This window comes from Acinetobacter gyllenbergii CIP 110306 = MTCC 11365 (assembly GCF_000413855.1).
GTDB classification, from domain to species: domain Bacteria; phylum Pseudomonadota; class Gammaproteobacteria; order Pseudomonadales; family Moraxellaceae; genus Acinetobacter; species Acinetobacter gyllenbergii.
Window position 1 is genome coordinate 80,811 of record NZ_ATGG01000013.1, and the last position, 23,859, is coordinate 104,669.

Genomic DNA, 23,859 nt, shown 5'->3' on the forward strand with positions numbered 1-23,859 from the left:
ATCAATAAGCAATTGTGGTTTAGAGATTGGCGATGCAAACAAAATTATTGACCGAATCAGTCTAGTGATTTGATGTAAACGGGACATGACATCCCATCTAAAAGTTATTAGCATGACTGCGAACAAATTTTTAAGAACAATGAAAGCGAAAGGAAATAATGATGTTAGCTTATGATTCAGATTTGGAACTCTTCCGCGATAACTTTAAACGCTTTATGAGCGAGCAGATTGCACCGCATTATGAGCAATGGGAACGTGAAGGGATTATGCCGCGTTCAGTCTGGAACGCATTGGGCGAAAATGGATTCTTATGTGTCGATGTTCCAGAAGAATATGGTGGTTACGGTGTACCAACGCATTATTCACTCATGTTGGTTGAAGAGTCTGCACGTGCAGGCTACTGTGCATTATCCACCGCGATTTCATGTCATTCTGAAATTGCTGCGCCGTACATCCAGCACATTGCGACAGAAGAACAAAAACAGTACTGGTTACCCAAAATGGTATCGGGTGAAGTGGTTGGTGCCATTGGTATGACTGAACCAGGTGCTGGCTCGGACTTACAAGCAATGCGGACCAGCGCCATCCTGCAAGATGATCACTATCTGTTAAATGGTTCAAAAACTTTTATTTCCAATGGTCAGCATGCAGATCTTGTGGTTCTGGCAGTAAAAACTGATCCACAAGCGCGTGCCAAAGGTGTGTCACTCATGTTGGTTGACACACATTTAGAGGGCTTTAAAAAGGGTACTAACCTCGACAAAATTGGTTTGCATTCACAAGATACTTCAGAGCTGTTCTTTGATAATGTCAAAGTACCGAAAGATCAATTATTGGGTCAAGCAGGGCAAGGTTTTGCTTACTTGATGCAAGAGCTTCCGCGTGAGCGTACCGCGATTGCGTCTACTGCATTGGGCGCAATCCGTGGAGCAATTGATTTAGCAACAGCATATGTAAAAGAACGTCAGGCCTTTGGTCAGGCAATTTCACAATTCCAAAATACACGTTTTGTCTTGGCGCAAGCGAAGATTGATGAGTTGGCAACAGCCGCTTTTTATAATCAAAACGTAGCTTTATATAATGAAGGCAAGTTGGATGTGGAAACGGCTGCCGCATTGAAGAGCTTTAGTACCGATATGCAAATGAAAGTAGCCGATAACTTGCTGCAATTATTTGGTGGCTACGGTTATATGACTGAATATCCAATTTCACGTTTCTTTGTTGATGCGCGTATTCAACGTATCTATGGCGGTACCAATGAAATCATGAAAGAAATCGTGGCGCGTGGCATTATCGGTAAGGCTTAATCCGCATTTATCGAGTCAAACAGCCTGCTTTCGAGCAGGCTGTTTTGTTTTCACTATTTGCTTGATCGTTGGATAACAGGGTAGCTTTGTTGTTTAGGTAATTGTTGCAAGGCTTGATTGATCTTGCGTAGAAACTCATCGGCTTCATCTTGCCGAAAACTGTCTTCCGTATATGCACTGCGTTGTTGAAAGCGGCCACAGCCGCGTATTTGCATATTAGATGGATTAAATGACCAGTCATTGGTGTTTTTTAGGTAAATGCTTAAATCGCTTTCACAACTTTTCCATAAATTTAGAAATGCATTCGATTGTTCTGATTTAAAGCCTCTTGCGGGATAGACAAAAAAACCCTTCATTGCGGGATCGATATATTGAATAAATTGTTCAACGGGCATACCGCCCCAAAGGATGGCGGTATTTTCAGGAAGGGCGATGCCTGTTAGGTTTTGTTCTTTTAAAGCATGAGTTTGCTGATGGGTCTGTCTAAAGTGTTGTGATTGATAGGTGAGCTTGGTTTGAGGGGGGATCGGAATTCCCCGAGCTTGACTGCTCACTGGGCTGATAAAGTAAGGTGAGCGATCAGTACCATTGCAACCCGCAATCATGGGGCAACCGCTACATGCGCTTAAACCGATACTGATCAAGCTTAATAAAGCTAAGCCGAAAATCTTATTCATTGTATTTACTGTTGTTATGACATCTTCAGACAGTATAACCAATCTATGCTACTGAAAGGTCCAAATTTAAGCGAATCGAATCGTCCGCTTAAATGTAGCGGTGTTTATTCAGGATTTTATGGTGTTGGTTCATCAAAGAGATTTGAACAACTTTGCGGCTGACAACCTGCCAACATAATCGCTTTCGGTAAGCTAGCATACATATTGGTAAGATGCTGCTCAGCAGGATGTCGATAATTCCAGAACAAGAAATGCGGTGAACGTTGCTGATTAAAAATTTGGTAAAAGTCATTCTGCTTCTGCAAAGATTCAGCATCTGGTGTTGGGCTACGACCATGCTCATGTGTACCCACTGTGGTCATCAGCATAAGATCTTGAGTTTTATTTTGGTTCTTTAACCAATCTGTCTGACGGTTTAATAGGGCATAGTTGTCAAACCAGAGTGAAGGGCTGGCAGCGATATAACGTTGGAACATTTGTGGTTGGCTAAAGAATGTATGTAAAACAAACAGTCCGCCAAAGGAATGTCCAAACAAGCTTTGTTGCTGTGGATTGACTTTGATTTTTGCATGAACGGCAGGTTTCAGTTCTTTTTCTATAAATTGAATGAATTGGTCTGCACCACCATAGCTGTACTTGGCTTGTTTTTGAAATTCAGCCGATGCTTTAGGTGTGTAGTCTAAAGCCCGTTTTTCTACATCAAAACTGTTTTGCTGCGGGTAGCCAATCGCAACAATGGCGACAGGACTCAAACCCAATCGATTGGCACCACCACCTACTGATTTAGCAATATTGGCAGCACTCTCAAAAGCAGCATTACCATCCAATACATACAGAATTGGAAAACCTTGCTTTGGAGCTTCACCAGCAGGAACAGAGATCTGAATCAGATAATCATGTTTTGTATATTTAGATGCGATTACAAAGCTTTGTTGAATATTGGTTTGTGATTTGAGAGGTACTTTATTTGAACTCGTGGTGTTGGGTTGAGCAAAAGCCAAGGGTGTAGCCATGAGCAGAGCAAAAGTCAAAATACCAAGTCGTTTAAACATAATTTATTCGCAAGCAGTGAAATTTTGCTAGCAATATATAATGAAAATCATTATCAATAAAGTTTGGTAATAAAAAGAGTTAAAACTCAGCGTGTTTAATAGCTTAAAGTGTTGCTATACTAGCTCGGATAATCAATTCACAGATGAATTGTAATCCATTCTTATAGATGATTTTGCTGAGGCTGCATTCAATGGTAAACGATGGACAAAACACATCGAATTCACTTAATTTAGACCAAATTCGTAACGATATTGATAGTGTTGATCAACAAATCCAAGAGTTACTCAACCGCCGTGCCACGCTTGCAGAAGCGGTAGCCAAAGCGAAATTTGCATCCGAAGAAAATCCGCTGTTTTATCGCCCTGAACGTGAAGCGCAAGTGCTACGTAAAGTGATGGAGCGTAATCAAGGGCCTTTGTCTGATGCAACTATGGCGCGTTTGTTCCGTGAAATCATGTCAGCATGTTTGGCACTTGAAGCACCACAAAGTATCGCATTCCTTGGGCCTGAAGGCACTTATACCCATTCCGCTGTATTAAAGCATTTCGGTAAAGATGCGGTTGTGCGTCCATTGCCAACCATTGATGAAGTATTCCGTGAAGTTGAAGCGGGCAGTGCACATTATGGTGTAGTTCCAGTAGAGAACTCATCAGAAGGGATTGTCAACCATACCCTAGATTGCTTTAAATCATCGACAGTGAATGTGATTGGTGAAGTTGAACTGCGTATCCATCACCAGTTCCTGGTATCTGAAAATACCCGTAAAGACAGCATTAAGCAGATTTATGCACACCAGCAAACCTTGGCACAATGCCGTAAATGGTTAGATGCACACTATCCAGGGGTTGAGCGTGTTGCACTGAACTCAAATGCAGAAGCGGCGCGCCGTATTCGTAATGAATGGCACTCAGCAGCGATTGCATCTGATATTGCAGCAAGCATGTACAACCTTGAGATTTTACATAGCAATATTGAAGATAACCCTGAAAATACCACACGTTTCCTTGTGATTGGTCGTGAGAAGATTCCTCAAAGCGGGAATGATAAAACTTCGCTACTCATCTCTGCGCATGATCGTGCCGGTGCTTTACTGGAAATTCTTGCGCCATTTGCCAAGCATCAAATCAGCTTGACCAGCATTGAAACGCGTCCTGCCTTACCTGAGAAATGGGCTTATGTGTTCTTTATTGATTTAGAAGGACATATTGGTCAGGAAAATGTTGCAGCGGCATTGGAAGAAATTCGTCCAATGGTGAAAGAGTTACGTGTCCTTGGTTCGTATCCAATCGCTGTTTTATAATCCCGTTTTATCGTATGGATAGATGACTTCGGTATCTATCCATATCAAAGTCGTCTCATTAGGCAAATATGTTTTATGTCTCAACCATTATTTAAGAAAGTTGCATTTATTGGGCTTGGGCTGATTGGATCGAGTCTTGCTCGTGTGATTGTGGCAGAACAACTTGCAGCTCAAATTGTGGCTTCAACACGCTCAAAAAAAACATTAGAAGATGCTAAGGCACTCGGTCTTATTCAACACGGTTATGCAACACCTGAAGAAGCAGTTCGGGATGCAGATTTAATTGTTTTAGCATTGCCTGTTCGTGCGACACAAAAAGTGCTGGAACAGATCAAGCCTTATCTTGCAGACAATGTCATTATTACCGATGTGGGCAGTACCAAAGGTAATGTCGTTGAAGCGGCAAAAGCAGTATTTGGTGAAAGTCTACCAGTCGGTTTTGTACCAGGTCATCCGATTGCGGGTGCTGAACATACTGGTGTACATGCAGGAAAAGTTGACTTATTTGTCAATCATAAAGTGATTTTGACACCACTTCCGACCAGTGCTGATTGGGCGGTTGAAAAACTGATTCAACTTTGGTCTGCGGCGAAAGCAGAAGTGATTTGTATGGATGTCACCAAACACGATGAAGTGTTGGCACATACCAGTCATTTACCACATTTGATGGCATTCAATTTGGTCGAACAACTGGCAAATCGTGAAGATAATTTAGATATTTTCCGCTATGCTGCTGGAGGTTTTCGTGACTTCTCGCGTATTGCAGCCAGTGATCCACAGATGTGGCATGACATTTTCTTTGCCAATAAAACTGCAATTTTGAATGCTGTTGAGGGCTTTGAACAGCAATTGTCCGTTTTAAAGAAACTGATTGAACAGGAAGATTCGCACGCGTTGATGGGGCTGCTCGGGCATGCTCAAGCAGCACGTCAGCACTTTAACCATATGTTGGCCAAAAAACCTTTGATGGAGAAAAACAAGGTGACACAGCAATTTACCATTTTACCGGGAAAGAAAACGTTTACAGGTAAATTCACCGTACCGGGTGACAAATCTGTGTCACATCGCTCCATTATGTTTGGTGCGATTGCAGAAGGCACAACGCATGTGACAGGCTTCTTGGAAGGGGAAGATGCACTTGCAACTTTGCAGGCTTTCCGTGATATGGGTGTCAGCATCGAAGGGCCGAAGAATGGTGAAGTCACTATTCATGGCGTGGGCATGCAAGGTTTAAAAGCGCCAGCAAGCGCTTTGTATATGGGTAACTCAGGCACCAGTATGCGTTTGCTATCTGGCATGTTGTCTGCGCAGAAGTTTGATTCAGTGATGACCGGTGATGCATCATTGTCTAAACGTCCAATGGAACGTATTGCTAAACCACTTCGTGAAATGGGTGCACTCATCCAAACCACTGGTGAGAAAGGTACACCACCCGTCAGTATTGCTGGTAGTCAAGCCCTTAAAGGGATTCAATACGATTTACCAATGGCATCAGCTCAAGTGAAATCAGGCATTTTATTGGCGGGTTTATGGGCTGCGGGTGAAACTTCAGTGACTGAGCCAGAACCAACCCGTGACCATACTGAGCGTATGTTGCGTGCTTTTGGTTATGATGTGAAAACCGAGGGCAATAAAATCTCGCTTGTGGGGGGCGGCAAATTAGTCGGTACTGATATTCAAGTGCCTTCTGATATTTCATCTGCTGCATTTTTTATGGTCGGTGCTGCAATTACTGAAGGTGCAGATGTCATTCTTGAAGCGGTTGGGATAAATCCAACGCGTACAGGTGTGATTGAAATTCTTAAGCAAATGGGTGCTGATCTAACTGTAGAAAATGAACGTATTGCAGGTGGTGAACCTATTGCAGATATTCATATCAAAGGTTCTTGTACACTAAAAGGCATTCATATGCCTGAAGATCAAGTGCCGTTAGCAATTGATGAATTCCCTGCATTATTCATAGCGGCTGCTTGTGCAGAAGGCCAAACGGTTCTGACTGGTGCGGCTGAGCTACGTGTTAAAGAATCTGACCGTATCCAAGTGATGGCAGATGGTTTAAAAACCATGGGCATTGACTGTACCCCAACCGACGATGGCATCATTATTGAAGGTAAGGGTAAGTCTGGTGACTGGTCAGCCATTTTCACTGGCGGTGAAATTGAATCACATCATGACCATCGTATTGCCATGAGTTTCAGTATGGCAGGTTTACGTACTTCAGGTAATATCACCATTCATGGTACAGAAACTGTGGCAACCAGTTTCCCAACCTTCACCGAACTTGCAAATACAGCAGGTTTGGATTTACAGGTTGTGAATCCATAAGCTGATCTGGAAAGGCAGTGTTTAGCTTGATTAATTAAGTTAAATGCTGCTTTTTTTATAAGCATATTCATAAAAACAATTGGCTAAACATAAGGCGAAAACGCTTAAATAATAAAAAGGCTGAGTTTGTGGATGTACATATCTAATCGGGTCTAAATTTATCAATTTAGCTATAGAACTAAGACAATCAGCTAATCTATTAAAGACAATTGTATATATAATAATTCTTACCGTTCGCGTCGGATTTACTCTGTGATCCAGAGTTAAAACATAAAAATAGAGGGAATAGCATGAAAACGTTGCAATTTATAGCAGATTGCCCAAAACATGGGGTGGTTGATCATCCACCGAATGAATGCTATATCACGCAAGAGTACGTGGCTGCATTGCTGTATAAACAATTAGAACAATATGGCTTTGATGCACAACATATTCGTCATGAACATGAAAAAATTGAAGTGCGTATCGATAATCATCAATTACCGCTTTCAATCTTATGCTCACAGCAAGATACCGAAGGACATATTCTCTGTGAAATTTCAGCCAATCCACAGCAAGAACAAGCTTGGTTTGAGCGTATTGAAACACAAAGCATAATTCGCCAATTGGCTCAGGCTGTCGAAAATAGCTTAAAAGCAGAACATAGTTTTTCTCAGTTTGTGTGGAAAAGCTAAGTTCATTTTGCGAATACAATTTTAAATGAAGTGATTTAACAGCATCGCCGTTTGGGTGTATGGTGTATATTGGTTTAAACGCTTTATTTGAGAGTATAGGTGCATGATACAGATCGATTTTTCTAAATTATCACCCCAAATGGTTTGGCAACATTTTGAGACCTTATGTACGATTCCTCGACCATCCAAACATGAACAACAACTCAGACAACATTTAAAAGATTGGGCAGAGCAGCGCAACTTGGAAACCTATGTCGATGACATTGGTAATTTAATTATTCGAAAAGCCGCTACAGCAGGTAAAGAGCACGTTGCAGGTGTGATTTTGCAGGGACACTTAGATATGGTGACTCAGGCAAATCGTGGTACCCAACATGACTTTTTTAAAGATCCCATTCAACCTGTATTAAAAGACGGCTGGCTGGTTGCTGAAAATACCACATTGGGTGCAGACAATGGTATTGGTGTTGCACTGGCGCTGGCTGTATTAGAATCCAGCGATATCGCGCACGGACCGATTGAAGTTTTGCTCACCATTGATGAAGAAGCGGGAATGAGCGGTGCTCGTTTGCTTGAGTCAGGCATTTTAACTGGGCAATGGCTTTTCAATATTGATACCGAAGAATGGGGTGAGCTGTATCTTGGCTGTGCAGGCAGTATTGACCTAGAAGTAGGACAGCCACTTGAATATGAAACAGCACCTGCAAATTTGATTTATGTTGATCTGTTGGTATCAGGTTTAAAAGGTGGTCATTCAGGGGTTGATATTCATTTAGGTCGTGGTAATGCCAATGTGATTTTAGCCAATTTCCTCAATGACTATTTAGCGCAATCCAATGGTCGACTGGTTGAATTTGTCGGTGGATCAGCACGAAATGCCATCCCACGCGAAGCTGTGACAACGATTGCAATTAAAATAGATCAATTGGCTGATCTAGAAAAAGCAGTTGCAGCAACACAAGAGGAATGGCTGCAAAAGCTACAGGGCATTGATGAGCAGTTGCAGATCACCGTGCAGCAAAATGCCAATCAGATAAACGAAGTTATTACTTTACAGCAGCAACAAGCTTGGTTACAGGCCTTGGCAACGTGTCCTTATGGTATTGCACAGTGGAGTACTGCTTTACCCGATGTGGTTGAGACCTCGAATAATATCGGTGTGGTCAAACTCACAAAAGATGAAGCGAAAACTTTGATTATGGTTCGTTCGATGGTGAACCAAGAAGCAGTGACATTTGCACAAAACATTCAACAACACTTCGCCAATTTCCAGATTCAATCTGAATTAACGCCGTTAGTGTCGGGCTGGACACCAAATCCAGATTCGGCTGCATTGAAATGTTTACAACAAGCTTATCAGTCTGCATTTAAGATTGAGCCAAACTTGAAAGTGATTCATGCTGGTTTGGAGTGTGGCATTATCGCTGAACATTATCCGAATTTACAGATGGTATCGTTTGGCCCTGATATTCAAGGGGCGCATGCGCCAGGTGAGAGGGTTAAAGTAGATACGGTCGAGAAATGTTGGGAGTTATTGGTGACAGCTTTGGAAAGTGTGCGTTAACTGAATCTTAGAATCAGATCAGACCAATGATCCTGTCTTGGTCTGATCAATCAACGATAAATATTGTGTTGGTACATGTATTGTTAGCCAAACACCATTTTCTGCTTGATAAAACTCAAAGCCATCTTTATACATTTGCGGTGTGTTAATTAAGAAGAGTACAGGCTTACCGTAGCGTTGGCCTACATTCAAGGCCGTTTCTTTATTTTCACTTAGATGCACATAATGGCGCTGTCCTGCGATTAGGCCTTGCGTCTGAATTGAATCTATAAATCGACTCGCTGTGCCATGAAATAAATATTGTGGTGGCTCAAGCGCAATCATTTGCCGTTGTACGGTATGTGTTGAGTGGCCTTGAACAGCTCTGATCATCAAATCATCGTCTGAGATTTGGAAGCGTTTTTTATCATTTTGTTCGACGATTACATGGAGTAATGCTTCATCTAGACGAACGTCGTGTTGTTGCGCAGCTTCAATGAGCTCAGCAATTTTTGCCCAACCTTCTTGATCAAGCTGAAGTCCAATTTGTTCAGGCTTATGTCTTAATATGAGGCTTAAAAATTTGCTTATTTGAGTATGTTCTTTCATATTTAATATTCACTATTCTACGTTTACTTTGACCTGAAATAGCGTTTTATCCACCTCAATAAATTCAATTTCACAATCAATAAATTTTTCAATCATCGTGGCCTGAGTACGGGTATGTTTACTAATACATTGTGCAGTAAATTCACCGCCTTGACCCAATGCCATAGGCAATAACAATTGATCTGCTAAATACTCATCTACTACGGCTTGGGAATCAATATATTGCTTCACCTGTTCAGCCAAATGATTGGCAATTTGTTCTGCACTTTTACGCATTTCACCTAAAGCAGTAAATAGCTGAGAGTGGTGTTGATGCTCAACTTTGACATACGCCGTATTGCCTTGGCTAATTCCATTTAAATGGAACTGCTGCTGTGTATCCAGCTTTAGTCTTTTATCTAACGTTGCCAATTCCCGTTGTGCGATTTGTGCTTCTTCTGAAAGATTCAATACCGCTGCAAAAGCCTCAGTACTTTGTAAAGCGCCACGATCTAATAGATTTAACTTGTTTCGATGTAGCCATGGCTGAATCTTGATTTGAATTTCACCTGCACCAATTGGGAAGAAGCCTGCTTTATTTAACTTAAATTCGCTTTCGATCCCCAGCTTTGTGAGCGTAGGCAAAAAGCAATGCTCAATAAAATCAGCTGTTGGTGCAAGCGGATTGTGAGTACCACCTGTGATGGTGAGTTCACTGGCGTCATTTTGCAATAACAAAGCAGGCAACAGGGTTTGCAAAACCAGTGTTGTACTTCCTGCCGAACCAATCTGAAATTGGTATTTTCCACTTTGCACATGCTGTGGTGCAAAGTACAAGCGCTGGCTATGCAGTTCAGCACCTTCTATATAGGCTTGGCTAATCTGTTGAGATGCCTGTACACAGACTAAGTGTTGACGCATTAAGCCTGGTTTTTTACGCCCAGCACGAATGTTGATTAATTCAAATGCCTGACCTGTAATCATCGAAAGGGCAAGGGCGGTTCTTAAAATTTGCCCACCACCTTCACCTTGTGAACCATCAATCTGGATGGTTGCTGGCATATTTGCCAAAGCTTTATTCACGTCTATTTTCCTTATTTTGTAATTTAATGAACATACTGTCAGTACATGGTAATGCGAAGTAACGCGTGACTTTGCTTTCGGCAAAGGTTTACTCGGTACATGGTGCTGAGCCTAATCTGTGAAGATTGATGCACGGCTCACATGCTGCCATAGCCGCCTGAATTATTTTCAATCCCTCAGATCGGAGTAAAGCGGGATCTTGTACTCGCCCAGTATGCCCAAACTGTGATTGTGAACTCAATTCACAAAATCTGTTGTTTATTCGACTAAATCAATTTGCCAATTGGCAGCCTGAATTTTGATATTTAAATCACGTAATTTCGCGCTGATATCATCGGCTTGTTTTTGCAAGCTAGAGACAGGGATAACCTTCTGCCATTTGATCTCGCGTGAACTATAACGATCAGGTTCACGATGGGTATTGGCAATCGCATCAATGAGAATCTTATGCTGCTCAGCATAACTATCACGTAAGCTTAATAGGGACAGCAGGATTTTGCCATCCTCTAATTTTGCTTGTGCATTGGTCAAATGAATACGACAAATCAATTGATTGCTTTCTTGGGTTAAAGCAAACACCTGTTTGATCAGTTCATTTGGATCTTCACTCGGTTCATCGCCGTCTTGTACCAATACATTGGCGTTGATCCGTTGTTTTAATGAAGCGAGCTTTTTTTGTTGATCGCTTCGCAGTAAAAGTGCTTCTGCAAGTTTCATCTTTTATTTTCCTAAAAAATTTATTCTTTAATCTGTCGAGCTTGCAAGTAGTAAACAGCCTTTATTTTGCTGTGGTGAATAGATGGTTAAGCACCAATTACCCGACCATTCTCGGCTGGGTTCAAAATAATCATTCCATTCAGAATCATTATCTCGACCACTACCTGGGTAGCCAACCCAATCATATATTTCACAGTCTTTTTCAGTTAAAAGACATAATTGCGTGAATTTTTTGAAGAATGCGACTCGATTAGAATGGGCAAGGGTTGTTCCATATGGTGGATCAATGACTGACTCTAACAAGTTCAAAAACCAATTATGTCCAGAGAATAAATTAGGTTTGTCTAAACTATCAATATCTACAAGAGTGCTATCTAATTTCTCAATGATTAAAGTGTTTAAGTCCAATTCTTTTTCTATTGCTAAATGTTCACAATTCAATAGCATCTGTTGATGAATAGCGAGTGTATTCGAAGATTCTGTTTGATCTACGATATCAAACAAAGAAACTTCAAATACGACGTGTATGGCATCAAGATCAGATTGTAATTCTTTGCTCTTCAAATGATTTAATTGGACAAACATATGTTCACCTTCTGCTTATGCTTAGGTATTTAACCCTTAACACAAACCACTTGTCTTAATGTATACACCACTTCAACCAAATCCTGTTGAGCTTTCATCACATCTTCAATCGGTTTATAGGCCGATGGAATTTCATCAATTACAGCAGCATCTTTACGACATTCCACACCTTCAGTCTGCGCAATCTGATCTTCCACGGTAAAACGTCGTTTTGCTTCAGCACGGCTCATTACACGACCTGCACCATGCGAACATGAACAGAACGACTCCTGATTTCCAAGTCCACGAACAATAAAGGATTTGGCACCCATGGAACCTGGGATAATTCCATATTCTCCTAAACGTGCACGTACAGCACCTTTACGGGTCACCATCACTTCTTCGCCATAATGTTCTTCCTTTTCCACATAATTATGGTGGCAATTCACGGCTTCTAATCGTGCTTGGAATGGCTTTGGAATAATTGTTGCTAAAGCTTTAATCGCAGACTGCATCATGATTTCACGGTTTTTCATGGCAAAGCGTTGTGCCCAACCCACAGCAAACCAGTAATCATCAAAATGCTCAGTACCTTCAACTAAATAGGCCAGATCTTTATTGGGTAAGTTAATAAAGTGCTTTTGCATATCTTTACGTGCCAGCTCGATAAAATGATTACCGATGGCATTACCCACACCACGTGAACCTGAGTGCAACATAATCCAAACATGATCGTGTTCATCTAAACAGATTTCTACAAAGTGATTTCCTGTTCCTAAAGTTCCCAACTGCTTACGGTTATTGGTATTTTTTAGGCGAGGATGCTTCGCACAGATGAACTCAAAATCTGCAACTAAATCAGCCCAAGCTTGATCGACCATTTCAGGTGGCGTTTCCCAAGAACCTTTATCTCGTCCACGGCCTTTGGTCATTCCATGTGGAATCAAGCGCTCAAGCTCAGTACGTAAAGCATATAGGTTATCGGGTAAATCCGACGCGGTTAAGTTGGTACGTGTCGCCATCATTCCACAGCCGATATCGACACCTACGGCAGCAGGGATAATCGCACCTTTGGTGGGAATCACACTTCCGATAGTTGCACCTAGGCCAAAGTGAACGTCTGGCATCACCGCCATCCATTTATAAATAAAGGGCATTTGTGCGGTTTGCAGCAATTGTTGTTTTGAGTTTTCATCGACTAGTACGCCATTGGTCCACATTTTCACAGGCATACTTTTGCCATTTTGTAGAACCTGATAGGCGCGTTGTTGCTGTTCTTGTTCAAATTGAGCTTGTTGGTTGATTTGTTCAACGACAGACATTTTCATTTTCCTTTCAAAGCCTGCCTGCCAAGCGTTTGCAGGCAGGTGATATTCACAAGATCCCAATGATATTGTGTGCTTATACTATTGCAGCGACTGTGCCAACTTTTTAAATGCATCTATTAAAATATCTTATTTTATTGATAATAAATAAAATATTTTATTTTTCTTAGATTCTTTGGATTGTTTTTGGTATATAGTTTAATAAATTTGCTATTATTTTAGATATTTTTATATCTTAAAAGATATTTTAAATTTATAAAAATTCTTAATTTTTCGAGCGAATTTTAGCTCGTTTGCAATTTGTTGTCATAAGGTATTGATGAGTGCATGATTTAGGAGAGAAATGCTGGTTTCTATTTGATATCCAGCGTCGTCATTTCTCATTTGAATTCTATATTGCTGCTTTAGTAAATAGATGGGGTGCTGTTTGATATATTTCAGATGAAAATCTGTTGTCTGGTTTAGATGTGAGTATGTCTTTGTTTAAGGTCATGCTATAAACATAACAAAACATCAATAAATTGCTAAATCTTATGGATCTTTTCGTTATTTAGTCTCGATTATTTTATTTGTTGCAGGGGTATTTTGTGTTGTGCAATTCCTGTTGGAGGATTTTAATCTCGTATTTCTTGCGCTAAGTACTGTTTGTTTCCTATTTGCTTATTGGGTGAAACCAAAGCGAGAAAACCGAGGTGGTAGAAGTGATGCTTGGGATTGGTTCGATTTGATCGATATTTCTATTGAACTTATTTATCGGATCATCACCTTACCAGTTCGCCTAATACGAAAAATATTTGATTTCTTTTCGCCTGATATTCCATAAGGAGGGGGGATCTCAATCAACAAGGAGGATAAACACTTCTTTTCCTTAGCTGCCTTATCTATAAAAATAGATATACAACTACGCACGATTTTGCTATGTAGTGCTTATCGCATTTGATTGAGATTAAAGAGGATCATCACAACAAAAATAATGAGACTTTCCTTAAAAAAGGATTAGAGATTTGAACTCTATGCTTTCGCATTCACCATGTAGTCCCATTGGCATTTGTGATGATGCGACATAAACAAAATTATCTAAGACTTAAACCATTATGTCTTAATTTAGACGACTGCATACACTGTAGATGCAGATGAGAGTGGTTACTCACATTTATGGGGTGGGATGTAGTCCTAAACGCATTTTATGCCGTACCATAAAAAATATGCAAACAATTAATCGCCAAGACAACTCTTCCACTGCGTTTCCCTTTCCGCCATTGATCGAGGTCGATCAAGATGGACTCGAACCATCAAGTTATTGCTAACGGTGAACCCCTTATTGTAGTCCTGACTGCATTTTGCATAGACCAGTAAACAAAATGATAAGACCTTTTATACATGGCTCTACCCAATTGAGCTACAAACTGATTTGCATCAATTTGAAGGGACTTGAACCCTCAACAAATGTAGTCCTATCTGCATTTTACTGGTTGGTTGTAATAACAAGGTGTAATGAAACGTTTTATCTACAGGATGTAGTTCCATCGGCATTTATTACAACCATTCCTCGCACAACAATAATGATGAAACATCGAGCCAGCTTTCACTGAGCTATCTTGGAAGGATAGTGATGTAGTTCCATCTGCATTTGTGCAATTTTGATTATAGGGTAGCAAGTTGAGTATAGAAACAAAAACATTGGAAAGATGTAGTTCCTAAAGCATTTACCCTATTTACAGACCTGACCAATCAAGTCGGTAATTTGCTTTGTTCAATTTCATTGATCCAGTGATCAGCGTGCATTTTACCCTGCGAAAATAAATCAATCAGCGTAAATACATGGTCACTAAAACCACCAATATTCATCACATCAGTACGTTCAGGTACTTGAGTGTGTGTATAAGGCTGTAAATCTACGCAGACCAATTTTGCTTCTGGGCAGCGTTGTTTTAAAATATCCCATTCATACAACATGCCTGTTTTATGGCGTGTTCGTAACTGGTCAGCCCAAGACTCATTGTCTGAAAAATAAATCATCAAATCGACAGCTGCCTGATCTCGATTGAGTCGATTTAATGGAATGCTGCAATCCGTTCCACCGCCACCAAGCGCAGCAAATTGTTTGGCGACTTCAAAAATAGAGCGTGTTTTACCACCTGTGAAAACCTGTTTTAATCGACCAAATAAGCTTGCTTGATCAGATTCATTTTCCACAATATTCAATGAATGAAGTTGTGTATCAAACGGCATAATTTCAATGTCAGGATTTACTTGCTTTAACGCACAGGCAAATAACGATGCCACATCGACACAACGTAATACTGATGTTGCACCTTTGCGATAGCCTGTCACAGGGCTTGCCATTGAGCCTGAAACATCAACCGCAACCATCACACGACCAGTGAGGCGAGGCACATTTTGTAAAGCGGCTTGCATCACCTGTTCCAAAGACTGCTGTACAACTTGAGGGACAGCATCATCCAATGCCGACCAAGTTGTCATTAATTGATAGGGCAAAACTCGGCTTTTGCGAATCATATCCTGATCTTGTAATTTATTTGCAATGATTTCATCCATGCCTTCGATTTGAAATACACCATGACGAGCAAAAGTATTCAAGTTCATTCTTAACATCTGCCAACCTCCATTTTTAGCAATCTCAGCCCATTGTTGTGCTGAAAGCTGTAAATTGGTGAGAAGTTGCATTGGCAAGTCAGGAACATCTTGGCTTAAACCTTGACGGAATTTTTCTAAGGCTTGAACTTTGGTAGGCAACTGCTCAAGCTCGTATTTTTTACCTAACACATAAGCAAAGAATGCCTCCTGAGCGACATCTTTAGGCTTTGGGTGAGTCATTTTTAATACATCTGCTAAAGAAGGTTGATTGCCAATATTAGCTGCCAACAATTGATTTTCATTGGCATTGATCAACCATTGATTGATCATTTTCTTTGGCAAGCTACCCAAAGATTTGCGTTGTACCACACCTGAACGCATGATTTGTACAAAATTACGCAACTGTTTGCCATTATCAATCACCAATGGAAAGACTGCTTTAAATAAGGTTTGATCACGTTGTGATAAAATGGCCAATAATAAAACAGGCATGTCTTTCATGTAGTTATTTTGGCGGGTATAAACTGCCGTTTTAGCAATAAATTCTGCATCAATATCTTGTGTTAGTACCAATACCTGATCCAACTGCATTTGTGCCGTTTGATAAAAGGTGTGATTCAACGTACCTGTTGCTGCAAGTTGAGCTAAGGCTTGACGGTGATTTAGTTGAAATGCACGACCGCCAGCTTCATTGTTGATCAATTGTTTTTTAGTTGCCTGAGAGGCAAAAATTGTCTGGTTTACCATGACCCATCCTCTATGAATTTTAAGTTGTTGTCTCTTGGATGTGTTATTGCAGTGACTGTGCCAACTTTTTAAAAACCAACTATAAATTTTTTAAAGTATTGATAATTAAATAAAATTAAATTTTAAATATTTTTCTGGAGTATATGTATTGTTGATATTATTGATATTAATATATCTTTTGGGATATATTAATATTTTAAAAGATATATAATCTGTGCTGAGATTTTATTGATAGATCATATATCAGGGGATCTATTAGGATTTGTCGATTTTTGAAAGTTGACCTGTCTCATCTAAGCTAAATTGATCGAAATCATGGGCTAAATAGAAGTTTCCTTGATAGAAAGCTTGCACTTCCTCTGCAATGGCTTGCTGTCCAGCATTATCTTGATGTCTTGGACTAAAGTGCGTCAGGATTAGATTGCTTAGGCCTTGTTGCTGAGCGAATTCTGCAACCATCTTTGCTGAACTATGCATTGGGCCTGAACCGACTTTATCTAAAGCGGCTTGCGTGTAGGTGCTTTCGTGAATCAAAAGTTGAGCATCTTCGCAAGCCTGTGCCAATAATTCAGGACAGTCATTATCGCCGCCGACGATGGCATGTGCGCGTTGTATCTGTAACTGGGTAAAATCGGCTGCTTTTAAAGTTTGTCCATTAAATTGAATGTCCAGACCTTGTTGTAAATCGCCCCAAGCTTTTCCTTTTGGTACGCCGAGTTGAATTAAAGCCTGCGTATCTAATTTTTTTTGAGTGTATTGCACAATCATACTAAATGCGAAACTGGGTACACGATGACTGAGTGGGTGAGCTTGAATTGAAAGATTATCCGTCAGTTGCTGTATCTGGGTCGCTTCATTTACTTCAATAAAGTGGAGTGGGTAAGGTAAATGTAAATCGGTCAGTTGTGCTGTGACTGCAATCCATTGTTGAATTTCTTTGGGAGCAATAATGGTTAAAGGTGCAGTACGGGCATTCATACCTGCACTTGCAAGTAAGCCAACTAGGCCATAACAGTGATCGCCGTGAACATGGCTAATGCAGATCGCGATTAAGTTTTGTAATGAAAGTTTGGCCTGTTGAATGCGATGCTGTGTGCCTTCGCCAGCATCGACCAATATCCAGTCTTTATTCTTGCTGTTGCGGATGGCCAAACCAGAAACGTTGCGTGTCAGTGTGGGTACACCAGATGATGTGCCTAAAAAAGTAAAATGAAGCATCTTGTTGGTATTTTTTAATGAAAAGGTTATTGTATATGAAACTATAAAATTTTATAGAAAATGATGTGCAAAGATCATAAGATCAATAAAAAGATTTAAGGGCATAGCCTCAAATGAGTAAACTAGGATGTGTATGTGGTCATGTGATTGTTGATCAGACAGATCAAATTCCATACAAAGCTTCTTTTATTACTGATGTTGATTTATTTGATTTTTATGATGCAGTTGACGACACGATGAATACGCCTTTAAATCATAAACAGACATTTTCTGAGCAGTTTATAGATAGGTTTATACGATATTCTGCAGATATGTATGAATGTACGCAATGTGGGCGATTATGGATAGGTATTGGAAATAATCAGTTTAAGGCTTTTCTTCCTGAATCAGGGAAATATCAAGCTATTTTAAATATTCAACATGATAGATTTAAATGAATAAAAAAACCGTTGTGATTGGCTTTGTAGGTTCTACTTTAGATCAAGGAAAGCGTCCTGATCGATGGCAACGCTGGCGTCCGACTTTGAGCCTTCTGATGCATGAAGATTTGATTGTGGATGAATTGGTACTCTTGCATGATCGACAACATCATAATTTAGTTAAATTTATTGCTGAAGATGTGCAGGATGTGTCGCCATCGACTACCGTGTCAGGTCAGCGAGTGAGTATCCGTGATCCTTGGGATTTTGCCGAGGTCTATGGTGCGCTGTATGACTTTGTAAAAACCTATCCATTTGATATTGAAAAAAATAACTATCTTTTGCATATCACGACAGGCACACACGTTGGTCAAATCTGTTGGTATCTATTAGTCGATGCCAATTATTTGCCTGCCAAGCTGATTCAAAGTGCACCCAATCAACAAAAAACACCAGAAGGTGAATATCGTATCATTGATCTGGATTTGTCTCGCTATGATGTTCTCAAGCAGCGTTTTGAAGATGAACAACAACAAAACTGGCAGCAACTAAAAGCCAATATTTCAACTTATAACCCTGAATTTAATCAACTGATCACTGAAGTTGAATTGGTGGCAACACGTTCCAGCGCACCGATTTTGATTATGGGTGCAACAGGGGTTGGAAAATCGCATTTAGCCAAACAAATCTTTCAATTAAAGAAAGATAAGTTTCATTTGAATGGCCGCTTTATTGATGTCAACTGTGCGACCTTACGTGGTGACAGTGCCATGTCGAGTTTGTTTGGTCATGTCAAAGGAGCATTTACAGGTGCAGCGGCTTCGCGGACAGGTCTATTAAAAAGTGCCGATCAGGGGATTTTGTTTTTGGATGAAATTGGGGAGCTTGGGCTAGATGAGCAAGCGATGCTGCTCAAGGCGTTGGAGGATAAATCCTTTTTTCCTGTCGGAAGTGACAAAGAGGTTCAGGCAGATTTCCAGCTGATTGCAGGAACAAATCGAGATCTAAGAACTGAAGTGCAGGCAGGTCGTTTCCGAGAGGATTTATGGGCGCGATTGAATACATGGACTTTCTTTTTACCCAATCTTAAAGATCGAATTGAAGATATTGCTCCGAATATTGAATTTGAGTTGCAACGCTTCGCGGCAAATCAGCAACGCCAATTACGCTTTCAACGTGATGCACTCGATGTGTATTTGAAATTTGCCAAGTCTAAAGAAGCATTATGGCAAGGCAATTTCCGTGATTTAACTGCCAGCGTGACGCGATTAGCGACATTATCCAGTGGTGAGCTGATCCGTTCAGAAACAGTCGAAAAAGAGATTCAGCGTTTAAAGCAGTTGTGGTCGATTCAAACCACACAAAGTGAATTTAAGAAAAAGGATGTTCTACTCAAGTATTTAGATCAAGCGCAGTTGAGCGAGATCGATGAGTTTGATCAGATTCAACTGCGTGGGGTGCTGCAAGTCTGTGAAAATGCCAAGTCGATGGCGGATGCTGGACGTCAATTGTTTGCAGCTTCACGCCAACAACGTAATACCACCAATGACAGTGACCGAGTCAAAAAGTATTTGGCTCGGTTTGGCTTAAGTTGGGGGGATTTTCAGTAATCATTCAACTGGATGGTTTTTCTTTATTTGGGGTTGGTTAGGTAGAAATTCTAAGTTCCAGAGCTTTTCGGCATGCCGGCCAATCCACCAGAACGAAACAGCGAGCAAGATAAAGAAAATGGCTTTGTGCATGCCATTCCAGAAGAACTCAAAATACTTGGTGTAGAGGTTAATAAATAAGAAGGTGATACCAAAACCACGTGAGGTGGCATCATCATGTTTTAAACCATAGACAATCGCGATGATGGCAATAAACGCGAATAAAACACCCCAATGCAACAGCTCATATTGTTTAACGCTATACCAACTACTCAAATCCCCATAATTGCCAAAGATCGAGAGGATCCATAAGGCAATAAACAGGTAGAGTAGGCCCATGACATAAGTTGAATGTGCAAAGTCTTTAAAATGCGCATAACGTTTAAACAGCAAGCTTAGACCAATCAGTGCGCCACCAAACAAGACAAAGCGTAAAGGAAAGTTCATCCCAAGATAATAAGCACCCCAACCTGACATATAGCCTGTTTCCGTCCCAAACCATGAGCCGAGTGATAGCAGCGAAAACACCCAGATCAGTTTAGAAGGGAACCAGAAGGCAAGTGCCGCATAAATGATGGTGGAGAGCAGAAATAATAAAGAGAAATGTCCACTACCAGTATCGATGGCTTGGCCAAAATAGGCGACAGACGCTGCGGTAGAGAGCACGCCTGCAAAAATAATCGCTTCATTGCTAAATTGATGCAGCGGTTTGGTTTTGCGTCGATGATAGGCAAAGCCATAAAAGGTTGCTGCAACCACAGCAAAAATCAAACAAGGAATGATTTTGGAATCAATAAAGATTTTTTCAATCAATTCCATTAAAAATTTATCGGCGGTAATTGCAGCAATGGCAATTACGGCACAAATCATTGAAATCCAGAATGAGTATTTTGCTAAACGTTCCCAGTCAAAAGGCCGAATCGAAAAACTTTGATTTAAATCATTGGCAACATCGGGCGTAATCGTGCCTTGTTGTTGCCATTGCTCAATGGTTTGCTTTAAAAAAAGTCCCTGTTTTTTATTTAATTTCATTATGAAAGAACCCGAATGTCTGTATATCTATACTGATATAACAGACATTGGATTCAAAACACGTATATTTTTCTTAGTAATTTGTTGTTAAGTCTACAGTTTTAAAAAACGAGCAATGACTTGGCGCAACTGTTTTAGATAACCTGTAAAGAAATGATTGGCGCCTGGCAAAATTGTGATCGGATGTTTTTGTGGTTTTGCCCACGCGATCATATCTGAGAGCAGGGTAATATCATCCTGCTCACCATGAACAAAGAGAATGTCGCCGTCAATTGCAGGGGTTTTATAATGACGCAAATCAACCACAGAGCCTGTAGGTAAGCCACATAATACCAACTGTTTAGGACGTAATTCATCGCTGAGTTGTGCTTGGCATTTTGCCAGTACATGTGAACCAAAGCTAAAGCCACCTGCGTAGAAGGTTAAACCTGCATGCTTTTCACGGGCATATTTAATCACAGCCATGATGTCATCAGTCTCGCCGTGTCCTTGGTCATGTGTGCCTTCACTCCCAGCTAAACCACGAAAACTTGGACGATACACAATACAGCCCATTTCATTGAAAATCTGAGCCAATAAAACAGGGACCTTGTGATGAGGTGTACCACCTTGTAAAGGATGTGGGTGGCAGACGACAGCAAAACCTGTGATTTCACCTTGGGGTTGATCAACAAACATTTCGATTTGACCAACAGGACCTTGGATGAATAATTGCTCAGACATAAGATACGCAATGGATAATGGAAGAATCCACTATTTTACCGATAAAACTGAACGAGAACACGAATTGGCATTAAAAATTATCAACTGTTATAGTTTCACTAAGATAAATTTATTTTTGATTGATTATGCTTGCTTTAATTTCTCCTGCTAAAACACTTGATTACACCACAGCCTTACCTACAGATACGCACACTCAGCCACGTTTATTGGCACAATCTCAACAGTTGATTGATGTATGTCGTAAACTTTCGGCAACTGAAATCGCATCCTTGATGACAGTAAGCGAGAAAATCGCCAATTTAAATGTAGAGCGTTTTCGTGACTGGAATGCTGATTTTGATTTTTCCAATGCACGTCAAGCCTTGTTTGCATTTAAAGGGGATGTGTATACTGGTTTAGATGCTTATTATCTAAAAGACCAAGATATTGATTTTGCCCAACAGCATTTACGTATGCTGTCTGGTCTGTATGGTTTATTGCGTCCGTTGGATTTGATGATGCCGTACCGTTTGGAAATGGGGACTAAATTGAAAAATACCCGTGGCCATAATCTATATGAATTTTGGGGCAGTATTATCACCGATCAAATTAACCACGATTTAGCTGAAATTGATGCAAAAGTATTGGTAAATTTAGCTTCTGACGAATATTATAAATCTGTGAATGAAAAGAAAATTCAGGCAGAAATTATCAAGCCTGTATTCTTGGATCAGAAGAACGGAAAATATAAAGTCATTAGTTTCTATGCGAAAAAAGCGCGTGGTCTGATGGCAAGATACTTGATTGAAAATAAATTAAGCCAAGTAGAACAATTAAAAGCATTTGATAGTGAAGGGTATTACTTTGATGCTGAAAGTTCATCGAATAAAGAATTGGTCTTTAAGCGAGATGAACAACACGCAGCTTAGTTTTGCCCTAGGCAGGGTGGGATGTTAACCAAAGAACATTTATTAAAACATGCGATATCGTCTGATCGAGTTAAAGTCAAAGGGCATTTGACAGAACCTCGAAGTTATGGGGTGTATGCATTGCCGCTTGATCGAGATGGTACTCGACGATTCCGATTTGGTAATCATCCTATGCGCCAACAGGAACTGAAACATGAGTTTGGTTCCTGTACCTTGTATCAGCTTTTTTTAGAGCGTAAAGATGCTGAATCATTGGCAAAGTGGCTGAATAAAGAAATCCAATGAGGATGAGCAATGCCACAATATTTAACTTCATTAGAAAAATCATGGTTTGAGCTGCAGCAGCATTATTATTTTTCTGAACCGCAGAAAGTTTTTAATAAGTTGATTGCTGCCTACAGTGAAAAGCAGCGGGCTTATCATACGCTGCAGCATTTGTATGAATGTTTGGCTTTATTTGACACGATTCGAGCTGATTTAAATGATGGGCATGCAGTTGCATTGGCGCTCTGGTTCCATGATGCAGTTTATGATCCGCAAGCGAAAGATAACGAGTTGAAAAGTGCTGAGCTGTTCGAGCAGTATTTGGCTCAAGATTTACCAAACGATATTGTTCAAAAGATAAAGCGGTGGATTGTTGCCACGCAAAAGCATGCATCGACAGATGAGTTGGATTTACAGTTTTTACTGGATATTGATTTGGCGATTCTAGCGGCTTCGCCAGAGCGTTTTACGGAGTATGAACAGCAGATTCAGCAGGAATACGCTTGGGTTGATCCAGATGTCTATTTGATTAAAAGAAAAGAAGTCCTAGCGCATTTTTATCAGACAGAACCGCTGTATCAAACTGAATATTTCCAACAGAATTTTGAGCAAAGGGCGAAAGGGAATTTAAAGAATATAATAGAATAAATAATTAAAACGAAGCCTTTGAGTAATAAGTGAAAGATTTAACATTAGAGATAGCTGAGGGGAAGCTTAATATCCGTGTGGCTGCTTGGATAGAACACGAAGACCAAATTTTGGTTTCTACATTTCCAGATGGAAGCATCTCTTTGGTCGGAGGGCGATTAAAGTTTTCAGAAACTACTTTAGAAGGGGTCCAGCGAGAAGTATTGGAGGAAACCGGAGAAGATTTTAATTCACCTGTGCTTTTCGCGGTCGTTGAAAACTTTTTCTATGATTCCGTCATCGGTCGACATTTCCATGAGTTTCTTTATATTTATAAAGGTCATATCCACACAAAAGCTAGTTATGTTGATGACTCTAATGCTGCTCAAGTGATTTCATGGATGCCAAAGAGTGAGATCAAACTGCTAAAGCCAGATGTTTTAAGTGACCTTGCTTTACGATCAAGTGAGCATGTTGTTCATCTCATTAATCTCGAGTCAAGATAAAATCATCATCGC

The 23,859-nt window shown here is 40.4% G+C and carries 23 protein-coding genes; 12 read left to right on the forward strand and 11 right to left on the reverse strand.

Translation table 11 applies throughout. The features are described from left to right. Positions 1-161 precede the first annotated feature (161 nt). Entirely contained in the window at positions 162-1,307 is a 1,146-nt protein-coding gene (locus F957_RS11740) for an acyl-CoA dehydrogenase family protein (protein ID WP_016539856.1), read from the forward strand. Between the two features lie 53 nt (positions 1,308-1,360). Here the strand turns inward: F957_RS11740 and F957_RS11735 are convergent, their stop codons facing one another. Next, the gene (locus F957_RS11735; protein WP_016539857.1) at positions 1,361-1,984 is read right to left on the reverse strand and encodes a hypothetical protein; all 624 of its coding nucleotides are present in this window, start codon (positions 1,982-1,984) and stop codon (positions 1,361-1,363) included. A gap of 116 nt (positions 1,985-2,100) precedes the next feature. Further along, the gene (locus F957_RS11730; protein ID WP_016539858.1) at positions 2,101-3,036 is read right to left on the reverse strand and encodes an alpha/beta hydrolase; all 936 of its coding nucleotides are present in this window, start codon (positions 3,034-3,036) and stop codon (positions 2,101-2,103) included. Between the two features lie 191 nt (positions 3,037-3,227). Between F957_RS11730 and pheA the strand changes: the two genes are divergently transcribed. From pheA to F957_RS11710, 4 genes are all read left to right on the forward strand, one after another. Continuing rightward, on the forward strand, positions 3,228-4,337 hold the full coding sequence (gene pheA / locus F957_RS11725; protein ID WP_005153565.1) for a prephenate dehydratase: 1,110 nt from the start codon (positions 3,228-3,230) through the stop codon (positions 4,335-4,337). A gap of 75 nt (positions 4,338-4,412) precedes the next feature. Next, positions 4,413-6,662, forward strand: coding sequence for a bifunctional prephenate dehydrogenase/3-phosphoshikimate 1-carboxyvinyltransferase (locus F957_RS11720; protein WP_016539859.1), 2,250 nt, complete (start codon positions 4,413-4,415; stop codon positions 6,660-6,662). Positions 6,663-6,952: 290 nt separating this feature from the next. Continuing rightward, positions 6,953-7,336, forward strand: coding sequence for a hypothetical protein (locus F957_RS11715; protein ID WP_004653914.1), 384 nt, complete (start codon positions 6,953-6,955; stop codon positions 7,334-7,336). 103 nt (positions 7,337-7,439) lie between these two features. Beyond that, a complete protein-coding gene (locus F957_RS11710; protein WP_016660307.1) occupies positions 7,440-8,900 on the forward strand; it encodes an aminoacyl-histidine dipeptidase in 1,461 nt (486 codons plus the stop codon). 18 nt (positions 8,901-8,918) lie between these two features. On the opposite strand, the gene F957_RS11705 is transcribed toward F957_RS11710, so the two are convergent. The 5 genes from F957_RS11705 to F957_RS11685 form a co-directional block, all read right to left on the reverse strand. Further along, positions 8,919-9,488, reverse strand: coding sequence for an RNA 2'-phosphotransferase (locus F957_RS11705; RefSeq protein WP_016539861.1), 570 nt, complete (start codon positions 9,486-9,488; stop codon positions 8,919-8,921). A 12-nt stretch (positions 9,489-9,500) separates the two neighbouring features. Further along, the gene (gene rtcA, locus F957_RS11700) at positions 9,501-10,550 is read right to left on the reverse strand and encodes an RNA 3'-terminal phosphate cyclase (RefSeq protein ID WP_016539862.1); all 1,050 of its coding nucleotides are present in this window, start codon (positions 10,548-10,550) and stop codon (positions 9,501-9,503) included. 258 nt (positions 10,551-10,808) lie between these two features. Beyond that, positions 10,809-11,267, reverse strand: a complete 459-nt coding sequence (locus F957_RS11695) for a DIP1984 family protein (RefSeq protein WP_016539863.1) — start codon at positions 11,265-11,267, stop codon at positions 10,809-10,811. Positions 11,268-11,294: 27 nt separating this feature from the next. Then, a complete protein-coding gene (locus tag F957_RS11690) occupies positions 11,295-11,852 on the reverse strand; it encodes a hypothetical protein (RefSeq protein ID WP_016539864.1) in 558 nt (185 codons plus the stop codon). Between the two features lie 29 nt (positions 11,853-11,881). Continuing rightward, entirely contained in the window at positions 11,882-13,153 is a 1,272-nt protein-coding gene (locus F957_RS11685; RefSeq protein WP_016539865.1) for an RtcB family protein, read from the reverse strand. Positions 13,154-13,676: 523 nt separating this feature from the next. Between F957_RS11685 and F957_RS21880 the strand changes: the two genes are divergently transcribed. Continuing rightward, on the forward strand, positions 13,677-13,979 hold the full coding sequence (locus F957_RS21880; RefSeq protein ID WP_081401617.1) for a hypothetical protein: 303 nt from the start codon (positions 13,677-13,679) through the stop codon (positions 13,977-13,979). A 908-nt stretch (positions 13,980-14,887) separates the two neighbouring features. On the opposite strand, the gene F957_RS11680 is transcribed toward F957_RS21880, so the two are convergent. Beyond that, a complete protein-coding gene (locus tag F957_RS11680; RefSeq protein WP_016539866.1) occupies positions 14,888-16,501 on the reverse strand; it encodes a TROVE domain-containing protein in 1,614 nt (537 codons plus the stop codon). Positions 16,502-16,756: 255 nt separating this feature from the next. Continuing rightward, positions 16,757-17,719 (reverse strand): ribonuclease Z, encoded by a 963-nt coding sequence (locus tag F957_RS11675; RefSeq protein ID WP_016539867.1) that lies wholly within the window; start codon positions 17,717-17,719, stop codon positions 16,757-16,759. Between the two features lie 113 nt (positions 17,720-17,832). Here F957_RS11675 and F957_RS11670 point away from each other — a divergent pair, with 113 nt between their 5' ends. Further along, complete coding sequence (locus F957_RS11670) at positions 17,833-18,156, forward strand: hypothetical protein (RefSeq protein WP_016539868.1); 324 nt, start codon at positions 17,833-17,835, stop codon at positions 18,154-18,156. Next, complete coding sequence (rtcR, locus tag F957_RS11665) at positions 18,153-19,748, forward strand: RNA repair transcriptional activator RtcR (protein ID WP_016539869.1); 1,596 nt, start codon at positions 18,153-18,155, stop codon at positions 19,746-19,748. Before F957_RS11670 ends, rtcR begins: the two co-directional genes overlap by 4 nt. Here rtcR and F957_RS11660 read toward each other — a convergent pair whose 3' ends face one another. Continuing rightward, entirely contained in the window at positions 19,749-20,819 is a 1,071-nt protein-coding gene (locus F957_RS11660; protein ID WP_016539870.1) for a DUF2157 domain-containing protein, read from the reverse strand. 93 nt (positions 20,820-20,912) lie between these two features. Continuing rightward, positions 20,913-21,542, reverse strand: coding sequence for an alpha/beta hydrolase (locus F957_RS11655; RefSeq protein WP_016539871.1), 630 nt, complete (start codon positions 21,540-21,542; stop codon positions 20,913-20,915). Between the two features lie 125 nt (positions 21,543-21,667). Between F957_RS11655 and yaaA the strand changes: the two genes are divergently transcribed. The 4 genes from yaaA to F957_RS11635 are packed head-to-tail and all read left to right on the forward strand — an operon-like array spanning position 21,668 to position 23,847. Beyond that, positions 21,668-22,450, forward strand: coding sequence for a peroxide stress protein YaaA (gene yaaA / locus F957_RS11650; protein WP_016539872.1), 783 nt, complete (start codon positions 21,668-21,670; stop codon positions 22,448-22,450). A gap of 21 nt (positions 22,451-22,471) precedes the next feature. After that, positions 22,472-22,735, forward strand: a complete 264-nt coding sequence (locus F957_RS11645) for a hypothetical protein (protein ID WP_016539873.1) — start codon at positions 22,472-22,474, stop codon at positions 22,733-22,735. 9 nt (positions 22,736-22,744) lie between these two features. Then, complete coding sequence (locus F957_RS11640; protein ID WP_016539874.1) at positions 22,745-23,362, forward strand: HD domain-containing protein; 618 nt, start codon at positions 22,745-22,747, stop codon at positions 23,360-23,362. A 29-nt stretch (positions 23,363-23,391) separates the two neighbouring features. Next, complete coding sequence (locus tag F957_RS11635; RefSeq protein WP_016660308.1) at positions 23,392-23,847, forward strand: NUDIX hydrolase; 456 nt, start codon at positions 23,392-23,394, stop codon at positions 23,845-23,847. The last annotated feature ends 12 nt before the right edge of the window (positions 23,848-23,859 follow it).

Excerpts from the sequence above, each read along its gene's own strand:
- F957_RS11690 (WP_016539864.1), bottom strand. The coding sequence starts at position 11,852 with ATGTTTGTCCAATTAAATCATTTGAAGAGCAAAGAATTACAATCTGAT.
- rtcR (WP_016539869.1), top strand. The coding sequence starts at position 18,153 with ATGAATAAAAAAACCGTTGTGATTGGCTTTGTAGGTTCTACTTTAGAT.
- F957_RS11645 (WP_016539873.1), top strand. The coding sequence starts at position 22,472 with ATGTTAACCAAAGAACATTTATTAAAACATGCGATATCGTCTGATCGA.
- F957_RS11675 (WP_016539867.1), bottom strand. The coding sequence starts at position 17,719 with ATGCTTCATTTTACTTTTTTAGGCACATCATCTGGTGTACCCACACTG.
- F957_RS11720 (WP_016539859.1), top strand. The coding sequence starts at position 4,413 with ATGTCTCAACCATTATTTAAGAAAGTTGCATTTATTGGGCTTGGGCTG.
- F957_RS11655 (WP_016539871.1), bottom strand. The coding sequence starts at position 21,542 with ATGTCTGAGCAATTATTCATCCAAGGTCCTGTTGGTCAAATCGAAATG.
- F957_RS11740 (WP_016539856.1), top strand. The coding sequence starts at position 162 with ATGTTAGCTTATGATTCAGATTTGGAACTCTTCCGCGATAACTTTAAA.
- F957_RS11640 (WP_016539874.1), top strand. The coding sequence starts at position 22,745 with ATGCCACAATATTTAACTTCATTAGAAAAATCATGGTTTGAGCTGCAG.
- F957_RS11685 (WP_016539865.1), bottom strand. The coding sequence starts at position 13,153 with ATGTCTGTCGTTGAACAAATCAACCAACAAGCTCAATTTGAACAAGAA.
- F957_RS11660 (WP_016539870.1), bottom strand. The coding sequence starts at position 20,819 with ATGAAATTAAATAAAAAACAGGGACTTTTTTTAAAGCAAACCATTGAG.
- F957_RS11680 (WP_016539866.1), bottom strand. The coding sequence starts at position 16,501 with ATGGTAAACCAGACAATTTTTGCCTCTCAGGCAACTAAAAAACAATTG.
- F957_RS11695 (WP_016539863.1), bottom strand. The coding sequence starts at position 11,267 with ATGAAACTTGCAGAAGCACTTTTACTGCGAAGCGATCAACAAAAAAAG.
- F957_RS11730 (WP_016539858.1), bottom strand. The coding sequence starts at position 3,036 with ATGTTTAAACGACTTGGTATTTTGACTTTTGCTCTGCTCATGGCTACA.
- F957_RS11705 (WP_016539861.1), bottom strand. The coding sequence starts at position 9,488 with ATGAAAGAACATACTCAAATAAGCAAATTTTTAAGCCTCATATTAAGA.
- pheA (WP_005153565.1), top strand. The coding sequence starts at position 3,228 with ATGGTAAACGATGGACAAAACACATCGAATTCACTTAATTTAGACCAA.
- F957_RS11670 (WP_016539868.1), top strand. The coding sequence starts at position 17,833 with ATGAGTAAACTAGGATGTGTATGTGGTCATGTGATTGTTGATCAGACA.
- F957_RS11735 (WP_016539857.1), bottom strand. The coding sequence starts at position 1,984 with ATGAATAAGATTTTCGGCTTAGCTTTATTAAGCTTGATCAGTATCGGT.
- yaaA (WP_016539872.1), top strand. The coding sequence starts at position 21,668 with ATGCTTGCTTTAATTTCTCCTGCTAAAACACTTGATTACACCACAGCC.
- F957_RS11715 (WP_004653914.1), top strand. The coding sequence starts at position 6,953 with ATGAAAACGTTGCAATTTATAGCAGATTGCCCAAAACATGGGGTGGTT.
- F957_RS11710 (WP_016660307.1), top strand. The coding sequence starts at position 7,440 with ATGATACAGATCGATTTTTCTAAATTATCACCCCAAATGGTTTGGCAA.